This window comes from Serratia silvae (genome assembly GCF_023282985.1).
Taxonomy (GTDB): domain Bacteria; phylum Pseudomonadota; class Gammaproteobacteria; order Enterobacterales; family Enterobacteriaceae; genus Chania; species Chania silvae.
The window spans coordinates 176,942-194,258 of the sequence record NZ_JAGQDC010000006.1 but is presented as its reverse complement, the minus strand read 5'-3'; the positions used below and the strand labels follow the sequence as shown (position 1 = coordinate 194,258).

The window sequence follows — 17,317 nt, the reverse complement described above, 5'->3', positions numbered from 1 at the left end:
CTATAACAACACGGTAGCCTATAGAAAGTCAGCCCAGGCACCCCCAGGATAAAAAATGGATGTATTAAGAGAGATTGTTCACGCACTGTGGACGCAAGACTTTACTGCACTTGCCGATCCCAGCGTGATTTGGGTGGTTTATACCGTCCTTTTTACCACCTTGTTTTTGGAAAACGGGTTGTTGCCCGCTTCCTTCCTGCCCGGAGATAGCTTACTGCTGTTGGCCGGTGCCTTGATCGCCAAAGGCGTGATGAGCTTTATCCCCACGCTGATTATTCTGACGGTCGCCGCCAGCCTTGGCTGTTGGCTCAGCTATCTGCAAGGGCGATGGCTCGGCCATACCTCAGTGGTAAAAGGCTGGTTGCTACAGCTGCCGGCGCAATACCATCAACGCGCGCACATGCTGTTTAACCGCCACGGCCTGGTCGCTCTGCTGATTGGCCGTTTCCTGGCGTTTGTACGCACCCTGTTACCTACCATGGCCGGTATCTCTGGCCTCAATAGTACCCGTTTTCAAATCTTTAACTGGCTCAGTGGCTTGCTGTGGGTCGGCTCGGTGGTTACGCTAGGCTATGCCTTTAGCCAAATCCCGCTGGTTAAACGCCACGAAGATCAGGTGATGGCCGGGCTGATGATCCTGCCGATGGTGCTGTTGGTCGCTGGACTGCTGGGCGTGATGCTGGTCGTTTGGCGCAAAAAACGCGCCTCCTGAATCGGGTGGCGCGGCTAAATCGTCCTTCCAGCAAGGCTTCACACATCAACCAGCATTACCGTTTCGATCAGCTACCCGCAGCGCTCGATCACCTCGATCGCGACCCGTTCGGCAAAATCGTACTGACGCGTTAACCCTGCATTATGGCGCTATTGTCCCGCAGCCGGGCGATTTCATCGCTCGGCGTAATGCCAAACAGCCGCTTAAACTCGCGGCTGAACTGCGAAGCACTCTCGTAGCCCACGCGGATCGCCGCCGTGCTGGCCTTCAGGCCATCATGTACCATCAGCAAACGCGCCTTGTGCAGACGATACGACTTCACATACTGCAGCGGCGAGGTGTTGGTCACCGCCTTGAAGTTATGGTGAAACGCCGACACGCTCATGTTCACCTCATACGCCAACTGCTCGACGTTGAGGTTCTCGGCATACTGGTTTTCGATCCGCCGTAATGCCTTGGCGATCTGGCTGAAATGGGTATGCCGGTTAACCAACTCTTGCAACGAAACGCCGCAGCTGCCGCACAGCACATAATAAAGCAGCTCGCGCACGATCTGTGGCCCCAGTACCCGAGCGTCCAGCGGTTTCTCCATCACATCCAGCAGGCGTTCAGTGGCGCACAGCATTTCATCGCTAAGCACTGACAGGTTTACGCCACTGCTTTCCCCTCTGGGCTGCATCAGGTAGTCGTCATCCCCGATATCGATCAACAGATCCTGTAGCATCTGGGTGTCGATATTGACCGCCAGTCCCACCAGCGGCTGTTCCGGGCTGGCAAAGGTTTCACACTCAAACGGCAGCGATACTGTCATCAGCAGGTAATTGCGCGGATCGTACTGAAACACCTTGCTGCCACAGTAGCCCACCTTGTGGCCCTGAAAGATGATGACGATCCCTGGCTCATACATCACCGGCTGACGCGGGCAATATTCGTCGGAATACAGCACCTTCACCATAGGTACGGGTGTTGGGCTATAGCCTTTGGCGGCGGCAAAGCGCATCGCCTGGCGCGCCATACGACTGCGTAGTTCAACGTTCTCCATCAGCAAGCCTCTCTAGCCGTCTGAACAATTCGACACGGATAATAACCATAAAGATGCATTTTCTACAGTATATTGTAGAAATAGGCAAGACACCGGCAGGAATGTGCATTGTGCAATCGGGCCTGGTTACCGACAATACACTCCAGTTATTTTGCGCCGCTGGCGCTTCCTTTATACCTATACCCTATGGATTTCAAGCTGCAGCTTGAAAGACGACAGGTCTACAAAAGAGAATACGAACATGCATAATTTCATCCTCCATACCCCAACCAAAATCCTGTTCGGTAAAGACCAGATTGCCGAATTAGGCAAACAAATCCCGGCGGACGCCCGCATCCTGATCACCTACGGCGGTGGTAGCGTGAAGAACAACGGCGTGCTGGATCAGGTCTATGCCGCGCTGGCTGGCCGCAACGTGCAGGAGTTCTCCGGTATCGAGCCGAACCCAACCTATGAAACCCTGATGAAAGCAGTGGAAGTCGTGCGAGCAGAAAAGATCGACTTCCTGCTAGCGGTCGGCGGCGGCTCGGTGGTTGATGGCACCAAATTCATCGCGGCAGCGGCCGACTACCAGGCCGATCGCGATCCTTGGCATATCCTGAAAACCGTGGGCAGCGAGATCGTCAGCGCAGTACCGATGGGTTGCGTACTGACCTTGCCAGCGACCGGCTCCGAATCCAACAGCGGCGCGGTGATCACCCGTAAGAGCAGCGGCGACAAACAGCACTTCTTCTCCCCGCTGGTGCAACCTCTGTTCGCCGTACTGGATCCGGTTGTGACTTATTCACTGCCACCGCGCCAAATCGCCAACGGCGTAGTCGACGCCTTTGTCCACACCATTGAGCAATACCTGACTTACCCGGTCGATGCCAAGGTGCAGGATCGCTTTGCCGAAGGCCTGCTGTTAACGCTGCTGGAAGATGGCCCGCGTGCGCTGGCCGAACCGGAAAACTATGCAGTACGAGCCAACGTGATGTGGAGTGCCACCATGGCGCTGAACGGCCTGATCGGTGCCGGCGTACCGCAAGACTGGGCAACGCATATGCTTGGCCATGAACTGACCGCCATGCACGGCCTGGATCACGCACAAACCCTCGCCATCGTCCTGCCTGCCTTGTTGGTAGAGAAAAAAGCCCAGAAACGCGAAAAGCTGCTGCAATACGCCGATCGCGTCTGGGGTCTGCATGACGGTTCCGAAGAAAGCCGTATCGATGGCGCGATTGCCGCCACCCGTGCCTTCTTTGAACAAATGGGCGTGCCAACCCGTCTGTCTGATTATCAGCTCGACGGTAGCTCCATCCCTGCCCTGATCGACAAATTGCATCAGCACGGCATGACCGCATTGGGCGAGCATCAGGACATTACGCTGGAAGTCAGCCAACGCATTTATCAAGCGGCACGCTAATTGCTGGCACACGATTTCATCGCAACATCACAGTTTCCTGCTAGGCTTTAGATTCTACTTACCGTGCCCGACCGATCATCGGGCACGGTTCTGCGCCTCACTCGCGCTTTCGATCGCATCGCATAACATCGTCTCGTTAACTCATGGGAGAATTTTATGGCGAACCAATCCAGCCCCGTATCTGACAATAACATTCGTGCCTGGGCCGCGCCCGGCAAGGGACAGCCACTTGAACCTTTTACCTTCGACGCTGGTGCGTTAGGCGACGATGAGATTGAAGTTGCCATCGATTACTGCGGCGTCTGCCACTCCGACTTATCCATGCTGAATAACGAATGGGGCATGACCCACTACCCGTTCGTGCCCGGCCATGAGGTGGTGGGCAAAGTCACCAAGCTGGGTGCCCATGCACAGAACAAAGGGTTGAAGATTGGCCAGGTGGTAGGCGTTGGCTGGAATCGTGGCAGTTGTATGCACTGCCACCCCTGTATGTCCGGCGATCAGCACCTGTGTCATGAGGTACAACCCACCATTATTGGACGCCACGGCGGTTTTGCCGATCGCATCCGCAGCCACTGGGCCTGGGCGATCCCGCTGCCGGAAGGCGTTGACGTGACCAGCGCTGGGCCGCTGTTCTGCGGCGGGATCACGGTGTTCAACCCACTATTGCAATACGATGTCCGCCCAACACAGCGCGTTGGTGTGGTCGGTATCGGCGGCCTGGGCCACATGGCGATCCGCTTTATGCATGCCTGGGGCTGTGAAGTCACCGCATTCACCTCGTCCAATAGCAAACGGGACGAAGCGCTTTCGTTAGGTGCTCACCGCGTAGTGGCCAGCAATGACAGCGCCGCGTTGCAGGCCATCGCCAATCAGCTCGACTTTATTCTGGTCACCGCCAGCGCCTCCCTGGATTGGGACGCCTTTATCGGCACCCTGGCTCCAAAAGGCCGCCTGCACTTCGTTGGGGCGATCCCCGACCCAGTGCCGGTTCAGGTATTCTCGTTTATCAGCAAACAGGCCGAGCTTTCCGCTTCGCCTACCGGTGCCCCTTCACGCCTTGCTGACATGCTGGCGTTCTGCGCCCGGCATGGCATAGAACCGCAGGTGGAGCATTTCCCACTGAGCAAGGTCAACGATGCCATCACGCATCTGGAAGCGGGCAAAGCCCGTTACCGTATCGTACTGGATATGCACGCTTGAGATCGCAAACTCGGCAAGTGCTGAGGTTGCGAACTAAAAATCATGTAAACAGGCCTTGGCCTGAAAGCAGTCATAAGGAGATAGCGCATGCAACCCATCATCAAACTCCACGATGGCAATCTGATGCCGCAGTTGGGTCTCGGCGTATGGCAAGCCAGCATTGAAGAAACCAAGCAGGCCGTCACCAAGGCGCTAGAGGTCGGCTATCGCGCCATCGATACCGCCGCGATCTACAAAAATGAGGAAGGGGTGGGTGCCGCGCTGCAAGCCACCGCGATCCCACGTAAAGAGCTGTTTATCACCACCAAGCTGTGGAACGACGATCAGAGCGATCCGCAGGCGGCGCTGGAAACCAGTCTGAAAAAGCTGAAGCTGGATTACGTCGATCTCTACCTAATCCACTGGCCGAAACCGGCACAGGATCAGTATGTCGAAGCCTGGCGCGGTTTGATCAAACTACGTGAGCAAGGGCTGGTGAAAAGCATCGGCGTCTGTAACTTCCACACGCCACATCTGCAGCGCCTGCTGGATGAAACCAGCATCGCGCCGGTGATCAACCAGATCGAATTGCACCCGCTGTTGCAACAGCGCCAGTTGCGCGCCTGGAACGCGACTCATCACATCGCCACCGAATCCTGGAGCCCATTGGCGCAAGGGGGCGAAGGCGTCTTCGATCAACCCCTGATCAAAAAGCTGGCGGAGAAGTACGACAAGACACCTGCACAGATCGTCGTGCGCTGGCATCTGGACAGCGGCCTGATCGTGATCCCAAAATCGGTTACGCCGGCACGCATTCGCGAAAACTTTGAGGTGTTTGATTTCAAACTGGATAAGGATGAACTGAACGAAATCACCAGGCTAGATATCGGCAACCGCCTGGGGCCGGATCCAGATTCACTGTAAGTTTGTCGGGGCCGCACTGCCGGCCCCGTTGCTTTATTGTTGGTAGCTTCTCGCGTTAATTGGCTTTTAACCCAAGATATTATCTGGCGCTGGCGCTATGATATGGCGCAGCAATCCGATCACAGCAGCTTGGAGTTTCATGACCCTCTCTTTCTCATCTTTGCCGCGCCTAGCCATGTTGTTAATACTGTTGGTATTGGCGGGCTGTTCCAGTAAGCACCAGCGCACCAGCCACGATCCTCATGCCTATGACGATGAAATCGAAGACGCGGCCGACGAGTATGATGTCGATGAAAAACTGATCGCCGCCATTATTCAGGTAGAGTCTGGCTTCAACCCGAAGGCCGTCAGCCCATCCAACGCCATCGGCCTGATGCAACTCAAGGCAAATACCGCCGGTTGTGATGCCTACCGCTTTAAAGGCAAACGCGGCTGCCCGGATAATGACGATCTGTTGGATCCAGAAACCAATATCGATCTGGGCGCGGCCTATATCGGTGCACTGCAACAGCAGCAACTGAAGTGGATTGACGATCCGGTGACCCGCCGCTATGCCACTGAAGTGGCCTATGCCAACGGCGCAGGAGCCTTGCTACGTACCTTCTCCAGCGATCGCAAAAAAGCCATCAGCATGATCAACAACCTGTCACCCGAGGCCTTTCACTGGCATGTGCGCCAGTACCACCCCTCACCGCAGGCACCGCGTTATATGCTGAAGGTCGAGGCGGCGTATAACAGTTTGTAGCCTGGCAATAGCTAGCTCCACAGAGTCTTCCCTGAAAGGGATAATTTATGGAATATCCCCTCTAGGGGATAAAAAAGGGAGCCACTTGGGCTCCCTGTTCTATCAGGCCTTACCGTTGCGGATAGGCTTGCGCGGTGGCTTGTTGGACGGTGTGCGCTGGCGGGTAATGTCCGTGTGCTTGGTCAACGCAGGGCGGGTATGACGCTGTAGGCGTTTAGCCTCGCGCTGTTCGTCGATGCTCGGTGCCGGCACCAGGCATTCGCGACGGCCACCAATAAGGTGCTTCATCCCCATTTCTTCCAACGCCGTACGGATCAGCGGCCAGTTGAGCGGATCGTGATAGCGCAACAATGCCTTATGCAGGCGGCGCTGGCGATCGCCCTTCGGAATAAACACGTCTTCGCTCTTATACCCCACCTTGCCCAACGGGTTCTTGCCGCTGTAATACATGGTGGTGGAGTTCGCCATCGGCGATGGGTAGAAGTTCTGTACCTGATCGAGACGGAAACGGTTTTTCTTCAGCCACAGGGCCAGATTCACCATGTCCTCATCGCGGGTGCCCGGATGCGAGGAGATGAAATAAGGGATCAGATACTGCTCTTTGCCCGCCTGCTTGGAATACTGATCGAACAACTGCTTGAAGCGATCGTAACTGCCCATCCCCGGCTTCATCATCTTGGACAATGGCCCGGTTTCGGTATGCTCTGGCGCGATCTTCAGATAGCCGCCCACGTGATGGGTCGCCAGTTCCTTGATATAGCGCGGATCTTCAACCGCCAGATCGTAGCGCACCCCGGAGGCGATCAGGATCTTCTTGATCCCTTCCAGCTCACGGGCGCGGCGATAGAGCTTGATGGTTGGCTCATGGTTGGTATCCATATAGGTACAGATTTCCGGATACACGCAGGAGGCGCGGCGACAGGTTTGCTCGGCACGCGGGTTGGTACAGCGCAACATATACATGTTGGCCGTTGGGCCACCCAGATCGGAGATCACCCCGGTAAAGCCCGGCACCTTGTCGCGGATCTCTTCGATTTCACGCACGATCGAGTCTTCCGAACGGCTCTGGATGATGCGCCCTTCATGCTCGGTGATCGAACAGAACGAACAACCGCCGTAGCAGCCGCGCATAATATTCACCGAGAAGCGGATCATATCGTAGGCCGGGATGCGATCTTCGCCATAGGATGGGTGCGGCACACGCTGGTACGGCAGGGCAAACACGCTGTCCATTTCCGGTGTGGTCAGCGGGATCGCCGGTGGGTTGATCCACACGTAGCGGTCACCATGTTTTTGCATCAACGCACGGGCGCAGCCAGGGTTGGTTTCATGGTGCAGGATGCGCGAAGTATGGGCATACAGCACCTTGTCCGCCTTTACCTTCTCGAAGGAAGGCAGCAGCACGTAGGTTTTTTCCCACGGCTTGGGCTTGGCGGCACGCACGCTGACGGGCTTGGCCTCTGGCTCTGGCGTGCTGCCATCGGCACAGGGTAAATCTTCACCGTAAGGATTAGGGATCGGCTCAATACGGCCCGGCTTGTCCAGACGGGTAGAATCCACCCCACTCCAGCCCGGCACGGCCCCTTTACGCATCACTGCGGTGTTACGGATATCGTGGATATCCTGAATTTTTTCACCCGCCGCCAGGCGATGCGCCAACTCTACCAGCGGGCGTTCACCGTTGCCGTAGATCAGCATATCGGCCTTGGAATCCACCAGCACCGAGCGGCGCACGGTATCCGACCAGTAATCATAATGGGCAATGCGGCGTAGGCTGGCTTCGATACCACCCAAGATGACCGGCACATCTTTATAGGCTTCCCTACAACGTTGGCTATAGACCAACGTGGCGCGATCCGGGCGTTTGCCACCCACGTTACCGGCAGTGTAAGCATCATCATGACGCAGCTTACGATCGGCGGTATAGCGGTTGATCATCGAGTCCATATTGCCTGCTGTCACGCCGAAGAACAGGTTCGGTTTGCCCAAACGCATAAAGTCTTCTTTGTTGCTCCAGTCCGGCTGGGCAATGATCCCCACGCGGAAGCCCTGAGCCTCCAGCATGCGGCCCACAATCGCCATGCCAAAGCTTGGGTGATCAACGTAAGCGTCCCCGCTGATCACAATCACATCGCAGCTATCCCAGCCTAATTGGTCCATCTCCTCACGCGACATCGGTAAAAACGGCGCGGGGCCAAAACATTCGGCCCAATAAGGCTCGTAAGAGAACAATTCACGTTCGGGTTGGATCAGGCTGGTAGTGCTCATTCGGGTGCTCTTGTGCAGGTTAATTTATCGCCGGGCGGCGATTATACGCACTCGCCGCCAAAAGAGCATGGTTATTTCTCGCAAACCGCCGCTATTTGACACTCTGTGTTTCACCGAGCGGCCTGGGCAGCCATTTGCGGCCTGTTTATGTTAAAGTGCGCCGTCGAACGGAGAGCATTAATGAATGAGTTTGTTGCAGTAAAACCTATCCTGGTGGTAGGCGGTGCCGTGGGAGAGGTGGTTCTCGCGCAACCCGATACTGGAAATAGTGAACGGCGAATTAGCGGTGCTGCATTCAATGTCGCGCGAACGTTACGCCAGTTGAATGTTCCGGTGATCAACGGCATACCGGTTGGTAACGGCGAATGGGGAGCAGCCATAGAAGCAGCCATGCAGCAGTTGGGGCTGCCGGTACTATTACGTCACGGCTTAATGGACAACGGCTGGTGCCAGACTCTGGTCGAACCCAATGGTGAACGTACCGTTGCTAGCGTGGTTGGCTGTGAGTCGCAATGGAATAAGGCACAGTTGGCTACCCTGCCGCTGGAGCCAGAAACGGTGGTTTATGTCCATGGCGACCAAATGGCAGGCGAATCTGGTGATGCCTTATGCGAATGGCTGACGCGAATGCCGTTCGATCAGTGGCGGCTTCTTACGCCCGGCCCCCTTGTCGGCCTGTTGAGTGAAGAGTTTTTCGCCATGATCAGCGACAGCCATACCTTGCTTACCCTAAATCGAAGTGAAGTGGCGAGCCTGTGTGGTGAAGGCGACCCTGTCATTGCCGCGCAGCACTATGCTACAGCACATAATATTACGCTTATCTGTCGCCTGGATCGCTATGTCACCTGGATTTGCGATGGCCATAACGCCCCGCAATCCGTGCAGGGCGATGCTCCTGAGACAAGTGATGCTCACAACGCAGGTTTGCTGGCTGGGCTTTCCGCTGGTTGGTCACTGCCACAGGCCGTCGACCTGGCCAACCGCGTCGCAGCCTGCGTGCTGTCAGGTAAATCCCTGAGCAGTATTCATCCGGCCCTCTAACATGGAGGGGGCGCTGCATGCGGCGCCCCTACGCCTTCTGCAGCTCGCCCTTCATCTCTTCCGGCCGATGTTGGTAGTTGAAAGACAGGGCAAAAATCACCCCCAACACCAGCGTATAGGCAGCAAACACCAGCCAGATACTCTGCCAATCTTTCACCCCGTTATGGGTGAAGAAGTCCACGACCTCACCGCTGGCGATGGCTCCAACGTAAGCTCCCGCACCGTTAACCATGGTCATAAACAGCCCCTGAGCGCTGGCACGAATGCGGTGGTCGGTTTCTTTCTCCACAAAGATGGCGCCGGAAATATTGAAGAAATCAAACGCGCAGCCGTAAACGATCATCGAAAGCAGGAGCAGCAGGAAGCCGAACCCGGCAGGCGTACCGTAGGCCAGGAACAGGAAACGCAACGTCCAGGCCGCCATGCTGATCAGCATCACCTGCTTAATGCCGTATCTACGTAAGAAGAACGGGATGGTGAGGATGAAAAACACCTCAGAGATTTGCGACAGGGATAGCAGCACCGAAGGATAGCGCACGCTGAGACTGTCCTGATACAGCGGGTTAAGGGAGAAATCGTGCAGGAACGGATTGCCGAAGGTATTAGTGATCTGCAGTGCCGCCCCCAGCAACATGGCAAACAGGAAGAACACCGCCATGCGCTTTTGTTTGAACAGCACAAACGCATCCAGCCCCAACATGCTGACCCAGCTTTGCGAGCGTTTCACCTTGTTGGTCGGGCAATTTGGCAGCGTCAGGGAGTAGACCGCCAGTAACAGCGATACCGCAGAAGCCAGATACAGTTGCATATTGCTCAATTCAATGCGGCTAAAGCTGATTAGCCACATCGCCAGAATAAAGCCCACGGTGCCATAAACCCGCACCGGCGGGAAATCCTTGACCGTATCAAAACCGTGCTTTTCCAGACAGAAGTAAGAAATGGCGTTGGAAAGCGCCATGGTGGGCATATAGACCATCGCGTTGAACAGCATGACCCAGAACATCACCATCGGCTGATCGACCTGTGCGGCATAGTACAACGCCCCTGCCCCCAACAGATGACACAGGCCATACAGATGGTTGGCCTTGATCCAGCGATCGGCGATGATCCCGGCCAGGCTTGGCATGATCAGCGCGGCGATCCCCTTCGAACTGTACACCATGCCCACCTGCGCCCCGCTGAAGTGCAGGGTGTTGATCATGTAGGAACCTAACGTCACCAACCAGGCGCCCCAGATAAAGAACTGGAGAAAAATCATCACTTTCAATCGTGTTTTTATTGCCATTACCATCACCTATTGTTGTGATTTACGCGACAAGGTAGGGCTTGCCGCGGGGTAGTCGGATGGAAATAAGGATTACAGCGTTTTGAAGAACTCACGGATCAGGCGCATAAAGTCGTCTGCCGCCAGCGCGGCGCAGCTCAGCGTTTGTTCGTGGGAAAGTGGCGTATCGGATAACCCTTCGGCATAGTTGGTCATCGCCGAGACCACCAGCACTTTCAGGCCGCAGTGCCGGGCTGAAAGCACTTCGGGCACGATCGACATCCCCACGACATCGCAGCCCAGCGTCTGCATCATGCGGATCTCGGCCGGGGTTTCAAAGTTCGGGCCGGTGTAGGCGGCAAACACCCCTTCGGCCAGTGGAATACCAGCCTTGGCCGCTACCGCCGCCAGTTGCGCACGCAGGTCACGATCGTAGGCGTTAGCCAGGCTGAAGAAGCGTGGACCAAAACGCTCGTCGTTGGCCCCCACCAGCGGGGATTCCGGCATGAAGTTGATGTGGTCGGTCAGCGCCACCAGGCTACCCGGAGCGACCGATTTACGCAGTGAGCCAGCAGCATTGGTCGCCAGCAGGAATTCACAACCCAGCAGTTTGAAGGTGCGCACGGCGGTGGTCATCACCTGCATACCACGGCCCTCATAAAAATGGCCACGCCCTTTCATGCACAGCACTGGCACACCTTCCAACCAGCCCGCCACGAGTTGCCCTGCGTGGCCAACCACGCCGCTCACCGGGAAACCCGGTAGTTCGGTATAGTCGATGGTTACAGCGTCGGTCATTACGTCTGCCAGCGCCCCCAGCCCCGAACCCAGGATCAATGCGGCACGGGGTTGAAAGCCTGGTAATCTGGAGCGCAGAACGTCGGCACAAGCAAAAGCATCATCTTGATTAAACATAGTATTCTCTTCTGTAGGGGGTTAATCCCCATAGTAGAGAGCGACAGCGGGTGGCGGCCAATACATTGTTGCCCGTTGATTTATTCCGTTTACCTATAAATACCCTGCATCGGGAGGCCCGAAAAACCATGAAAAAGCCACTACCCGACCCTAGCCGGATCAACTTTCGCCTGCTGCACTATTTCCGCGTCGTGGCGGAGGAAATGAACTTTACCCAGGCCGCACAGCGGCTGAACATGTCCCAACCTCCGCTCAGCAAACATATCAAAGAGCTGGAAAACCAGCTGGGGGTGGAGCTGTTCAAACGCACCACCCGCTCCATGGCGCTGACACAGGCTGGCCGCACGCTGTTCCATAACGTCGAAACGTTGCTGGATCAGGCGGGCAATGCACTCAATCAGGTGCAGCAACTGGGCCGTGGCGAGGCCGGCCATATGGTGATTGGCATGGTAGGCACCTCGGTCTGGGGCGGTTTGATCCCGGCACTGAAGCGCTTTACCGGGCAGGAAGAGAAAGTCACCTGGACGTTGAATGAGCAAACCCCCAGCCAGCAGATTGTCTCATTGCAGAAGCGGCATATAGATATCGGAGTCTGGCGCGAGGCAAAACAACAGGCGCTGCCGGGGCTGACCTGCCAGCTGTTGGCACGGGAGAAGATCTCGGTGGTGCTACCGATAGGGCATCCGCTGGCAACGGGGGAAGAAATCCAACTACAAGCCCTGCAGCATGACAAATTTATCGTGCTGCCGCCCAACGAGGCCAGCCTGGGGCTGTATCTGCACAACCTGTGTCTGCAACATGGCTTTGCGCCGGACATTGTCCATCAGGTCAATGAACCGCAAACCTTGATGGCGCTGGTGGCGGAAGGCTTTGGCATCACGTTACTGCCGGACAGTTACGGGCGCATACCGTGGCCCGGCGTGCGTTTCTGCCCGTTGCAGGCGGCCCCTTCGGCGGATCTATATGCGATCTACCACGCCGAAAGTGCCACCCCCGTGGTGAAGGCGTTCCTGAAAATGCTGCGAACGCCCGGGGCGGTTTAAGCGGAAGCCTGAACCACAAACTGGCCGGTCGATCCGCGATCGGCCATTTCCAGCGTCTGGCTGTAGAACAGGAACGGGAAGTGCTCCGAGGAAACCTGGTTGAAGTACACCAGCAGCTCCACGTCACCGTCGACCCAGACGGTATCCTTCCAGCCGCGATCTTCCGCCATCGGCTGCGCACCATTGACGCGTTTCACCAGGAACTGCACGCCCTGAATGTGGAACGCCTGCGGCGTATCGGCATGAATGGTCCAACGCTCCCAGGTGCCCTGCATCGTTTGTACATCGATACGGTTCATATCCCAGATGGCCCCGTTGATGCCGGCCATCTTGTCCCCCAGACGGAATTCACGCGAACGGCTGACGTTACCATCCAGCAGTTGATCCGCCAGCAGGCGCATCGGCAGATTGTCGGTGACCAGAGGCAGCAGGCCCGTCGGTTTCAACGTCAGTACCTGGGTGGAAACCAGCATGCTGGAAGGTTCAAACAGGCCGCGCAGACGATCCATGATCCCTGCCGCTTCACCGGCGGTGAGGGTCACTTCAGCCCCCTGCGACATATCGATCAGCACTTCGCGGCGCTCACCTGGAGCCAGGGAAAGTTGCTGTACCGCGACCGGCGCAGGCAGGAATCCCTGATCGCTGGCGATCACGTTGATCGGCCGCCCATCGCTCAGCTGCAACGAATAGCGCCGTGAGTTTGAGGCGTTCAACAGGCGCAGACGTACCCAGCCACGGGAGACTTCGATAAACGGGTTCTGCACGCCGTTGACCAACAGCGTATCGCCAATAAAGCCCCCCTGCGACGGAGGATCGTATTCCGGCGTACCGAAGTTATCCAGGCGCTTGTCCTGAATGATCAGCGGGAAATCATCGACGCCGTAATGGTTTGGCAGCGGCAGGTTTTTACTGATTTCATCTTCGACCAGCCATAAGCCAGCCAGGCCGTTGTAGACGTGCGGAGCCATACGGTTCGGCGTGTTGGCATGATACCAGCAGGTGGCCGCCGCCTGACGAACGGGAATAACTGGCGACCAGTCAACGTTGGGTGACATCATGCGTGGTGCGCCCCCCATCAGGGTGCCGGGGGCCTGCAACCCGCTGATGGTCATCGATACCGGCTCGGCCAAGCGGTTGCTGTAAATCAGTTTGACGTCGTCGCCGTTGTAGACCCGCACCGTCGGCCCCAGATACATGCCGTTGACGCCCCAAACAGACGCTTTGCGGTTGTCCATAAAGGCCCAATGGGCACGTTGCAGGGTTAAAAACAGCGGCTGGCCACGACGGGATTCCAGCAGTGGCGGGACCGGTAACGGAGTTGGCATCCCGCTCGCTTCGGCCCTCAGCGGCACGGTTCCCGCACATAGCGCCAAGCCCGATGCCTGAATAAACTGACGTCGACTGAGTGACATATCTTCTCCATGAAAACAAAGCTGAACAGTGTGCAAAGCCCCGCTGAAGCGGGGCATAAACGGCATGAGGCCGTATGAAAATAGCTAACTGCGTTCTATTATTTTTTGCCAGCGTCTAACTTGGCAACTTCCGCATCCAACTGGTCAATCTTCACCTTCATCAGCTCGCGGCAATGGGCCGCCAACTCACGCACCTGTTCTTTACTGTAATGACTAGCATCGACCGGTTCCAGCATCTCCACAATCACATGGCCGTTATTCCAACGATTCAGCTTGACCTTGTCGGTAGAGGAAACACAGATCGGCACAATCGGTACACCGGCCGCGATCGCCGCGTGGAACGCACCGGTTTTAAACGGCAGTAAACCACGGCCACGGCTGCGAGTTCCTTCCGGGAACATCCAGATCGAGATATCCTGTTTATTGAAAGCATCCACCACCTGAGCAATGGTGCCATGGGCTTTGGCGCGATTATTCCGGTCGATCAGCAGGTTACCGGTCAACCAGTAAAGCGGGCCGAAAAACGGGATCCACACCAGGCTTTTTTTGCCCACGGTCACGGTGCGTGGCTGTACCGCATTAGAGACCGTTACCATATCGTAGTTGTTCTGATGGTTGGCAATGTAAATACATTTGCCGTTATTGTCCGCGCTAGCAGGCTTACGGAGCTCAACCTTGATGCCGAGCACTGTCGACAGGCGGCCAAACAGATGACCAAAGGTCGCTACATGGCGGGGGTTACGCGGGCTGAACAAGCAGTAAAGCGAACCGAAAAAGCTCACCAACAGGCAATAGAGCGTGACGATTATCGCACGTAATATCAATAACATAACAACCTCATTAGCACACTGCCAACCCAGCCATTGAACAGCCAGGAAGATTTCTTTTTGTATGAGGAGCGCAGGCAGAAAAACGCACGGCGCTTCTAAGTTCTCTATTTTCCTGCCAGCCAGCAATCGGCACAATAAATTTATAGCCGGAAAAATTAACTAACTTAAAAAATACTTCAGGATAAAAAGTCTTTACGGATGCAACATGCAAACGGGCGCACTTTATTGCGCCCATTCAGTGTAAATCTCCGACTCACTCTTCGCTGTCGCCCAACGATTCGCGCTCTGGCATATCCACCTCAACCCGATCGATACGCTGCAGGCCACGTGGCAACAACGTGCCCTTACGGCCACGCTCGGCACGGAATTTCTGCAGATCTTCCGGGCGCAGTTTCAGCTTGCGTTTACCTACGTGCAGGGTGATCGAGGTCTGCGGCGGCAGTACGAACAGCCAGGCCAGTTTATCTTCCCCACTGGCAGCCTGCGCCGACGGTATCGAGATAATCTTGTTGCCCTTACCCTTCGACAGCTGTGGCAGATCGGCAACCGGGAACATCAGCATACGGCCAGCGGTGCTGATAGACAGCAGCATATCGTCGCTGCCGTGGATTTCCATCGGCGGCAGTGCCTTGGCATTGTCCGGCAGGGTGATCATCACCTTACCGGCGCGGTTGCGTGCGACCAGATCGTTGAAGGTACACACGAAGCCGTAGCCAGCATCGGAAGCCATCAGCAGTTTCTGATCGTCCGCAGCCATCAGCACCTGCTCGATGGTGGCACCTGGCGGTGGCGTCAACTTACCGGTTAACGGTTCACCCTGGCCACGTGCCGAAGGCAACGTCAGCGGATCGAGCGCATAGCTGCGGCCAGTCGAGTCGATGAACACCGCCGGCTGGTTAGTTTTGCCGCGCGCGGCGGCAAGGAAGCTATCCCCGGCCTTGTAGCTCAGGCCGCTCGGATCGATATCGTGGCCCTTGGCGCTACGCACCCAGCCCATTTGTGACAGCACAATCGTCACCGGTTCTGAAGGCACAAAATCGTGCTCGCTCATGGCTTTGGCTTCTTCACGTTCGGTCAACGGTGAGCGACGATCGTCGCCATAAGCCTGTGCATCGGCCTGGATTTCTTTCTTGATCAGGTTGTTCAGCTTGCGCTCGGAAGCCAGCAACGCTTGCAGATGATCGCGCTCTTTTGCCAGCTCATCCTGCTCGCCGCGGATCTTCACTTCTTCCAGCTTGGCCAAATGGCGCAGCTTCAGCTCGAGGATCGCTTCGGCCTGGGTATCCGAGAGGCCAAACCGCTGCATCAACACCGGCTTCGGCTCATCTTCGCTGCGAATGATGTGGATCACTTCGTCGATATTGAGGAACGCAACCAGCAAACCTTCCAGGATATGGAGCCGTTTGAGCACTTTTTCCAGGCGGTAATTCAGGCGGCGGCGCACCGTATCACGACGGAAGACCAGCCATTCGGAAAGGATCTCCACCAGCCCTTTGACCTGCGGGCGGTTGTCCAGACCGATCATGTTCATGTTGATGCGGTAGCTGCGCTCCAGATCGGTGGTGGCAAACAGGTGGTTCATCACCTGATCCAGATCGATACGGTTCGAGCGCGGCACAATCACCAGACGGGTCGGGTTCTCGTGGTCAGATTCATCGCGCAGGTCTTCCACCATCGGCAGCTTTTTAGCACGCATCTGGCTGGCGATTTGCTCCAGCACTTTGGCACCGGAAACCTGGTGCGGTAAGGCGGTGATCACCGCGCTACCGTCTTCTTTCTTCCAGATGGCACGCATGCGTACCGAACCACGGCCATTCTGGTAAATTTTGCGGATCTCTTCGCGTGGGGTAATAATTTCCGCTTCCGTCGGGAAGTCCGGCCCCTGCACAAACTCCAGCAGGTCGTCGAGCGAAGAACCTGGTTTGTCGATCAGGGCTACCGCAGCGGCGGCAATTTCACGCACGTTATGCGGTGGAATATCCGTTGCCATCCCTACCGCGATACCGGTTGTCCCGTTGAGCAGGATGTTCGGCAGGCGTGCAGGCAGCATCTTCGGTTCTTGCATGGTGCCGTCAAAGTTGGGCACCCAGTCCGTGGTGCCCTGGCCCAACTCGCCCAGCAGCACTTCGGCGTATTTCGACAGGCGCGATTCGGTATAACGCATCGCGGCGAAAGATTTAGGGTCATCCGGTGCCCCCCAGTTCCCTTGGCCATCTACCAGCGGGTAGCGGTAAGAGAACGGCTGCGCCATCAGCACCATAGCTTCATAACAGGCGCTATCGCCATGCGGATGATACTTACCCAATACGTCACCGACGGTACGGGCAGATTTTTTGAATTTGGCGTTGTTGCTAAGCCCCAGCTCCGACATGGCATAGATAATGCGGCGCTGTACCGGCTTTAAACCATCGCCGATATACGGCAGCGCCCGATCCATGATGACGTACATGGAATAGTTCAGATAGGCGTTTTCAGTGAATGTGTGCAGCGATAGACGCTCAACACCGTCATGAGTCAGTTCGCTCATTACTCAG

16 protein-coding genes are annotated in these 17,317 nt (G+C 56.4%); 8 read left to right on the top strand and 8 right to left on the bottom strand.

The window, feature by feature from the left end:
- Window positions 1-55 precede the first annotated feature (55 nt).
- On the top strand, window positions 56-712 hold the full coding sequence (locus tag KAJ71_RS10280; RefSeq protein WP_248945617.1) for a DedA family protein: 657 nt from the start codon (window positions 56-58) through the stop codon (window positions 710-712).
- A gap of 5 nt (window positions 713-717) precedes the next feature.
- Window positions 718-846 (top strand): hypothetical protein, encoded by a 129-nt coding sequence (locus tag KAJ71_RS23440; protein ID WP_283106720.1) that lies wholly within the window; start codon window positions 718-720, stop codon window positions 844-846.
- Here KAJ71_RS23440 and KAJ71_RS10275 read toward each other — a convergent pair.
- Window positions 843-1,727, bottom strand: coding sequence for an AraC family transcriptional regulator (locus KAJ71_RS10275; RefSeq protein ID WP_248945644.1), 885 nt, complete (start codon window positions 1,725-1,727; stop codon window positions 843-845). The two genes, KAJ71_RS23440 and KAJ71_RS10275, sit on opposite strands and share 4 nt — an antisense overlap.
- A 268-nt stretch (window positions 1,728-1,995) precedes the next feature.
- Here KAJ71_RS10275 and yqhD point away from each other — a divergent pair, with 268 nt between their 5' ends.
- The 4 genes from yqhD (at window position 1,996) to KAJ71_RS10255 (ending at window position 6,010) form a co-directional block, all read left to right on the top strand.
- Complete coding sequence (yqhD, locus tag KAJ71_RS10270; protein WP_248945616.1) at window positions 1,996-3,159, top strand: alcohol dehydrogenase; 1,164 nt, start codon at window positions 1,996-1,998, stop codon at window positions 3,157-3,159.
- Window positions 3,160-3,315: 156 nt separating this feature from the next.
- Complete coding sequence (gene ahr, locus KAJ71_RS10265; RefSeq protein ID WP_248945615.1) at window positions 3,316-4,362, top strand: NADPH-dependent aldehyde reductase Ahr; 1,047 nt, start codon at window positions 3,316-3,318, stop codon at window positions 4,360-4,362.
- Window positions 4,363-4,449: 87 nt separating this feature from the next.
- Window positions 4,450-5,265, top strand: coding sequence for a 2,5-didehydrogluconate reductase DkgA (gene dkgA / locus KAJ71_RS10260; protein WP_248945614.1), 816 nt, complete (start codon window positions 4,450-4,452; stop codon window positions 5,263-5,265).
- Window positions 5,266-5,404: 139 nt separating this feature from the next.
- Entirely contained in the window at window positions 5,405-6,010 is a 606-nt protein-coding gene (locus KAJ71_RS10255; protein ID WP_248945613.1) for a transglycosylase SLT domain-containing protein, read from the top strand.
- Between the two features lie 102 nt (window positions 6,011-6,112).
- Here the strand turns inward: KAJ71_RS10255 and KAJ71_RS10250 are convergent, their stop codons facing one another.
- Window positions 6,113-8,278: a YgiQ family radical SAM protein gene (locus KAJ71_RS10250; RefSeq protein WP_248945612.1), complete on the bottom strand. Its 2,166-nt coding sequence runs from the start codon at window positions 8,276-8,278 to the stop codon at window positions 6,113-6,115.
- A 180-nt stretch (window positions 8,279-8,458) separates the two neighbouring features.
- Between KAJ71_RS10250 and KAJ71_RS10245 the strand changes: the two genes are divergently transcribed.
- Window positions 8,459-9,319: a PfkB family carbohydrate kinase gene (locus KAJ71_RS10245; protein ID WP_248945611.1), complete on the top strand. Its 861-nt coding sequence runs from the start codon at window positions 8,459-8,461 to the stop codon at window positions 9,317-9,319.
- 28 nt (window positions 9,320-9,347) lie between these two features.
- Here KAJ71_RS10245 and KAJ71_RS10240 read toward each other — a convergent pair whose 3' ends face one another.
- Together KAJ71_RS10240 and xapA are read right to left on the bottom strand one after the other, a co-directional pair.
- The gene (locus KAJ71_RS10240) at window positions 9,348-10,604 is read right to left on the bottom strand and encodes a nucleoside permease (protein ID WP_248945610.1); all 1,257 of its coding nucleotides are present in this window, start codon (window positions 10,602-10,604) and stop codon (window positions 9,348-9,350) included.
- Window positions 10,605-10,676: 72 nt separating this feature from the next.
- A complete protein-coding gene (gene xapA, locus KAJ71_RS10235; protein ID WP_248945609.1) occupies window positions 10,677-11,498 on the bottom strand; it encodes a xanthosine phosphorylase in 822 nt (273 codons plus the stop codon).
- Between the two features lie 128 nt (window positions 11,499-11,626).
- Here xapA and KAJ71_RS10230 point away from each other — a divergent pair, with 128 nt between their 5' ends.
- On the top strand, window positions 11,627-12,541 hold the full coding sequence (locus KAJ71_RS10230; protein ID WP_248945608.1) for a LysR family transcriptional regulator: 915 nt from the start codon (window positions 11,627-11,629) through the stop codon (window positions 12,539-12,541).
- On the opposite strand, the gene ftsP is transcribed toward KAJ71_RS10230, so the two are convergent.
- From ftsP to parC, 4 genes are all read right to left on the bottom strand, one after another.
- Complete coding sequence (gene ftsP / locus KAJ71_RS10225; RefSeq protein ID WP_248945607.1) at window positions 12,538-13,953, bottom strand: cell division protein FtsP; 1,416 nt, start codon at window positions 13,951-13,953, stop codon at window positions 12,538-12,540. The genes KAJ71_RS10230 and ftsP overlap by 4 nt on opposite strands.
- Window positions 13,954-14,051: 98 nt before the next feature.
- Entirely contained in the window at window positions 14,052-14,783 is a 732-nt protein-coding gene (locus KAJ71_RS10220) for a 1-acylglycerol-3-phosphate O-acyltransferase (RefSeq protein WP_248945606.1), read from the bottom strand.
- A gap of 10 nt (window positions 14,784-14,793) precedes the next feature.
- On the bottom strand, window positions 14,794-15,018 hold the full coding sequence (locus tag KAJ71_RS10215) for a hypothetical protein (RefSeq protein WP_248945605.1): 225 nt from the start codon (window positions 15,016-15,018) through the stop codon (window positions 14,794-14,796).
- Between the two features lie 18 nt (window positions 15,019-15,036).
- Window positions 15,037-17,310, bottom strand: a complete 2,274-nt coding sequence (gene parC, locus KAJ71_RS10210) for a DNA topoisomerase IV subunit A (RefSeq protein ID WP_248945604.1) — start codon at window positions 17,308-17,310, stop codon at window positions 15,037-15,039.
- Window positions 17,311-17,317: the final 7 nt, after the last annotated feature.

What these genes read in the sequence shown, in the direction of transcription:
- yqhD (WP_248945616.1), top strand. Translation starts at nt 1,996, where the DNA reads ATGCATAATTTCATCCTCCATACCCCAACCAAAATCCTGTTCGGTAAA.
- KAJ71_RS10280 (WP_248945617.1), top strand. Translation starts at nt 56, where the DNA reads ATGGATGTATTAAGAGAGATTGTTCACGCACTGTGGACGCAAGACTTT.
- KAJ71_RS10245 (WP_248945611.1), top strand. Translation starts at nt 8,459, where the DNA reads ATGAATGAGTTTGTTGCAGTAAAACCTATCCTGGTGGTAGGCGGTGCC.
- ahr (WP_248945615.1), top strand. Translation starts at nt 3,316, where the DNA reads ATGGCGAACCAATCCAGCCCCGTATCTGACAATAACATTCGTGCCTGG.
- KAJ71_RS10255 (WP_248945613.1), top strand. Translation starts at nt 5,405, where the DNA reads ATGACCCTCTCTTTCTCATCTTTGCCGCGCCTAGCCATGTTGTTAATA.
- dkgA (WP_248945614.1), top strand. Translation starts at nt 4,450, where the DNA reads ATGCAACCCATCATCAAACTCCACGATGGCAATCTGATGCCGCAGTTG.
- xapA (WP_248945609.1), bottom strand. Translation starts at nt 11,498, where the DNA reads ATGTTTAATCAAGATGATGCTTTTGCTTGTGCCGACGTTCTGCGCTCC.
- parC (WP_248945604.1), bottom strand. Translation starts at nt 17,310, where the DNA reads ATGAGCGAACTGACTCATGACGGTGTTGAGCGTCTATCGCTGCACACA.
- KAJ71_RS10230 (WP_248945608.1), top strand. Translation starts at nt 11,627, where the DNA reads ATGAAAAAGCCACTACCCGACCCTAGCCGGATCAACTTTCGCCTGCTG.
- ftsP (WP_248945607.1), bottom strand. Translation starts at nt 13,953, where the DNA reads ATGTCACTCAGTCGACGTCAGTTTATTCAGGCATCGGGCTTGGCGCTA.
- KAJ71_RS10275 (WP_248945644.1), bottom strand. Translation starts at nt 1,727, where the DNA reads ATGGCGCGCCAGGCGATGCGCTTTGCCGCCGCCAAAGGCTATAGCCCA.
- KAJ71_RS10240 (WP_248945610.1), bottom strand. Translation starts at nt 10,604, where the DNA reads ATGGCAATAAAAACACGATTGAAAGTGATGATTTTTCTCCAGTTCTTT.
- KAJ71_RS10250 (WP_248945612.1), bottom strand. Translation starts at nt 8,278, where the DNA reads ATGAGCACTACCAGCCTGATCCAACCCGAACGTGAATTGTTCTCTTAC.
- KAJ71_RS10220 (WP_248945606.1), bottom strand. Translation starts at nt 14,783, where the DNA reads ATGTTATTGATATTACGTGCGATAATCGTCACGCTCTATTGCCTGTTG.
- KAJ71_RS10215 (WP_248945605.1), bottom strand. Translation starts at nt 15,018, where the DNA reads ATGGGCGCAATAAAGTGCGCCCGTTTGCATGTTGCATCCGTAAAGACT.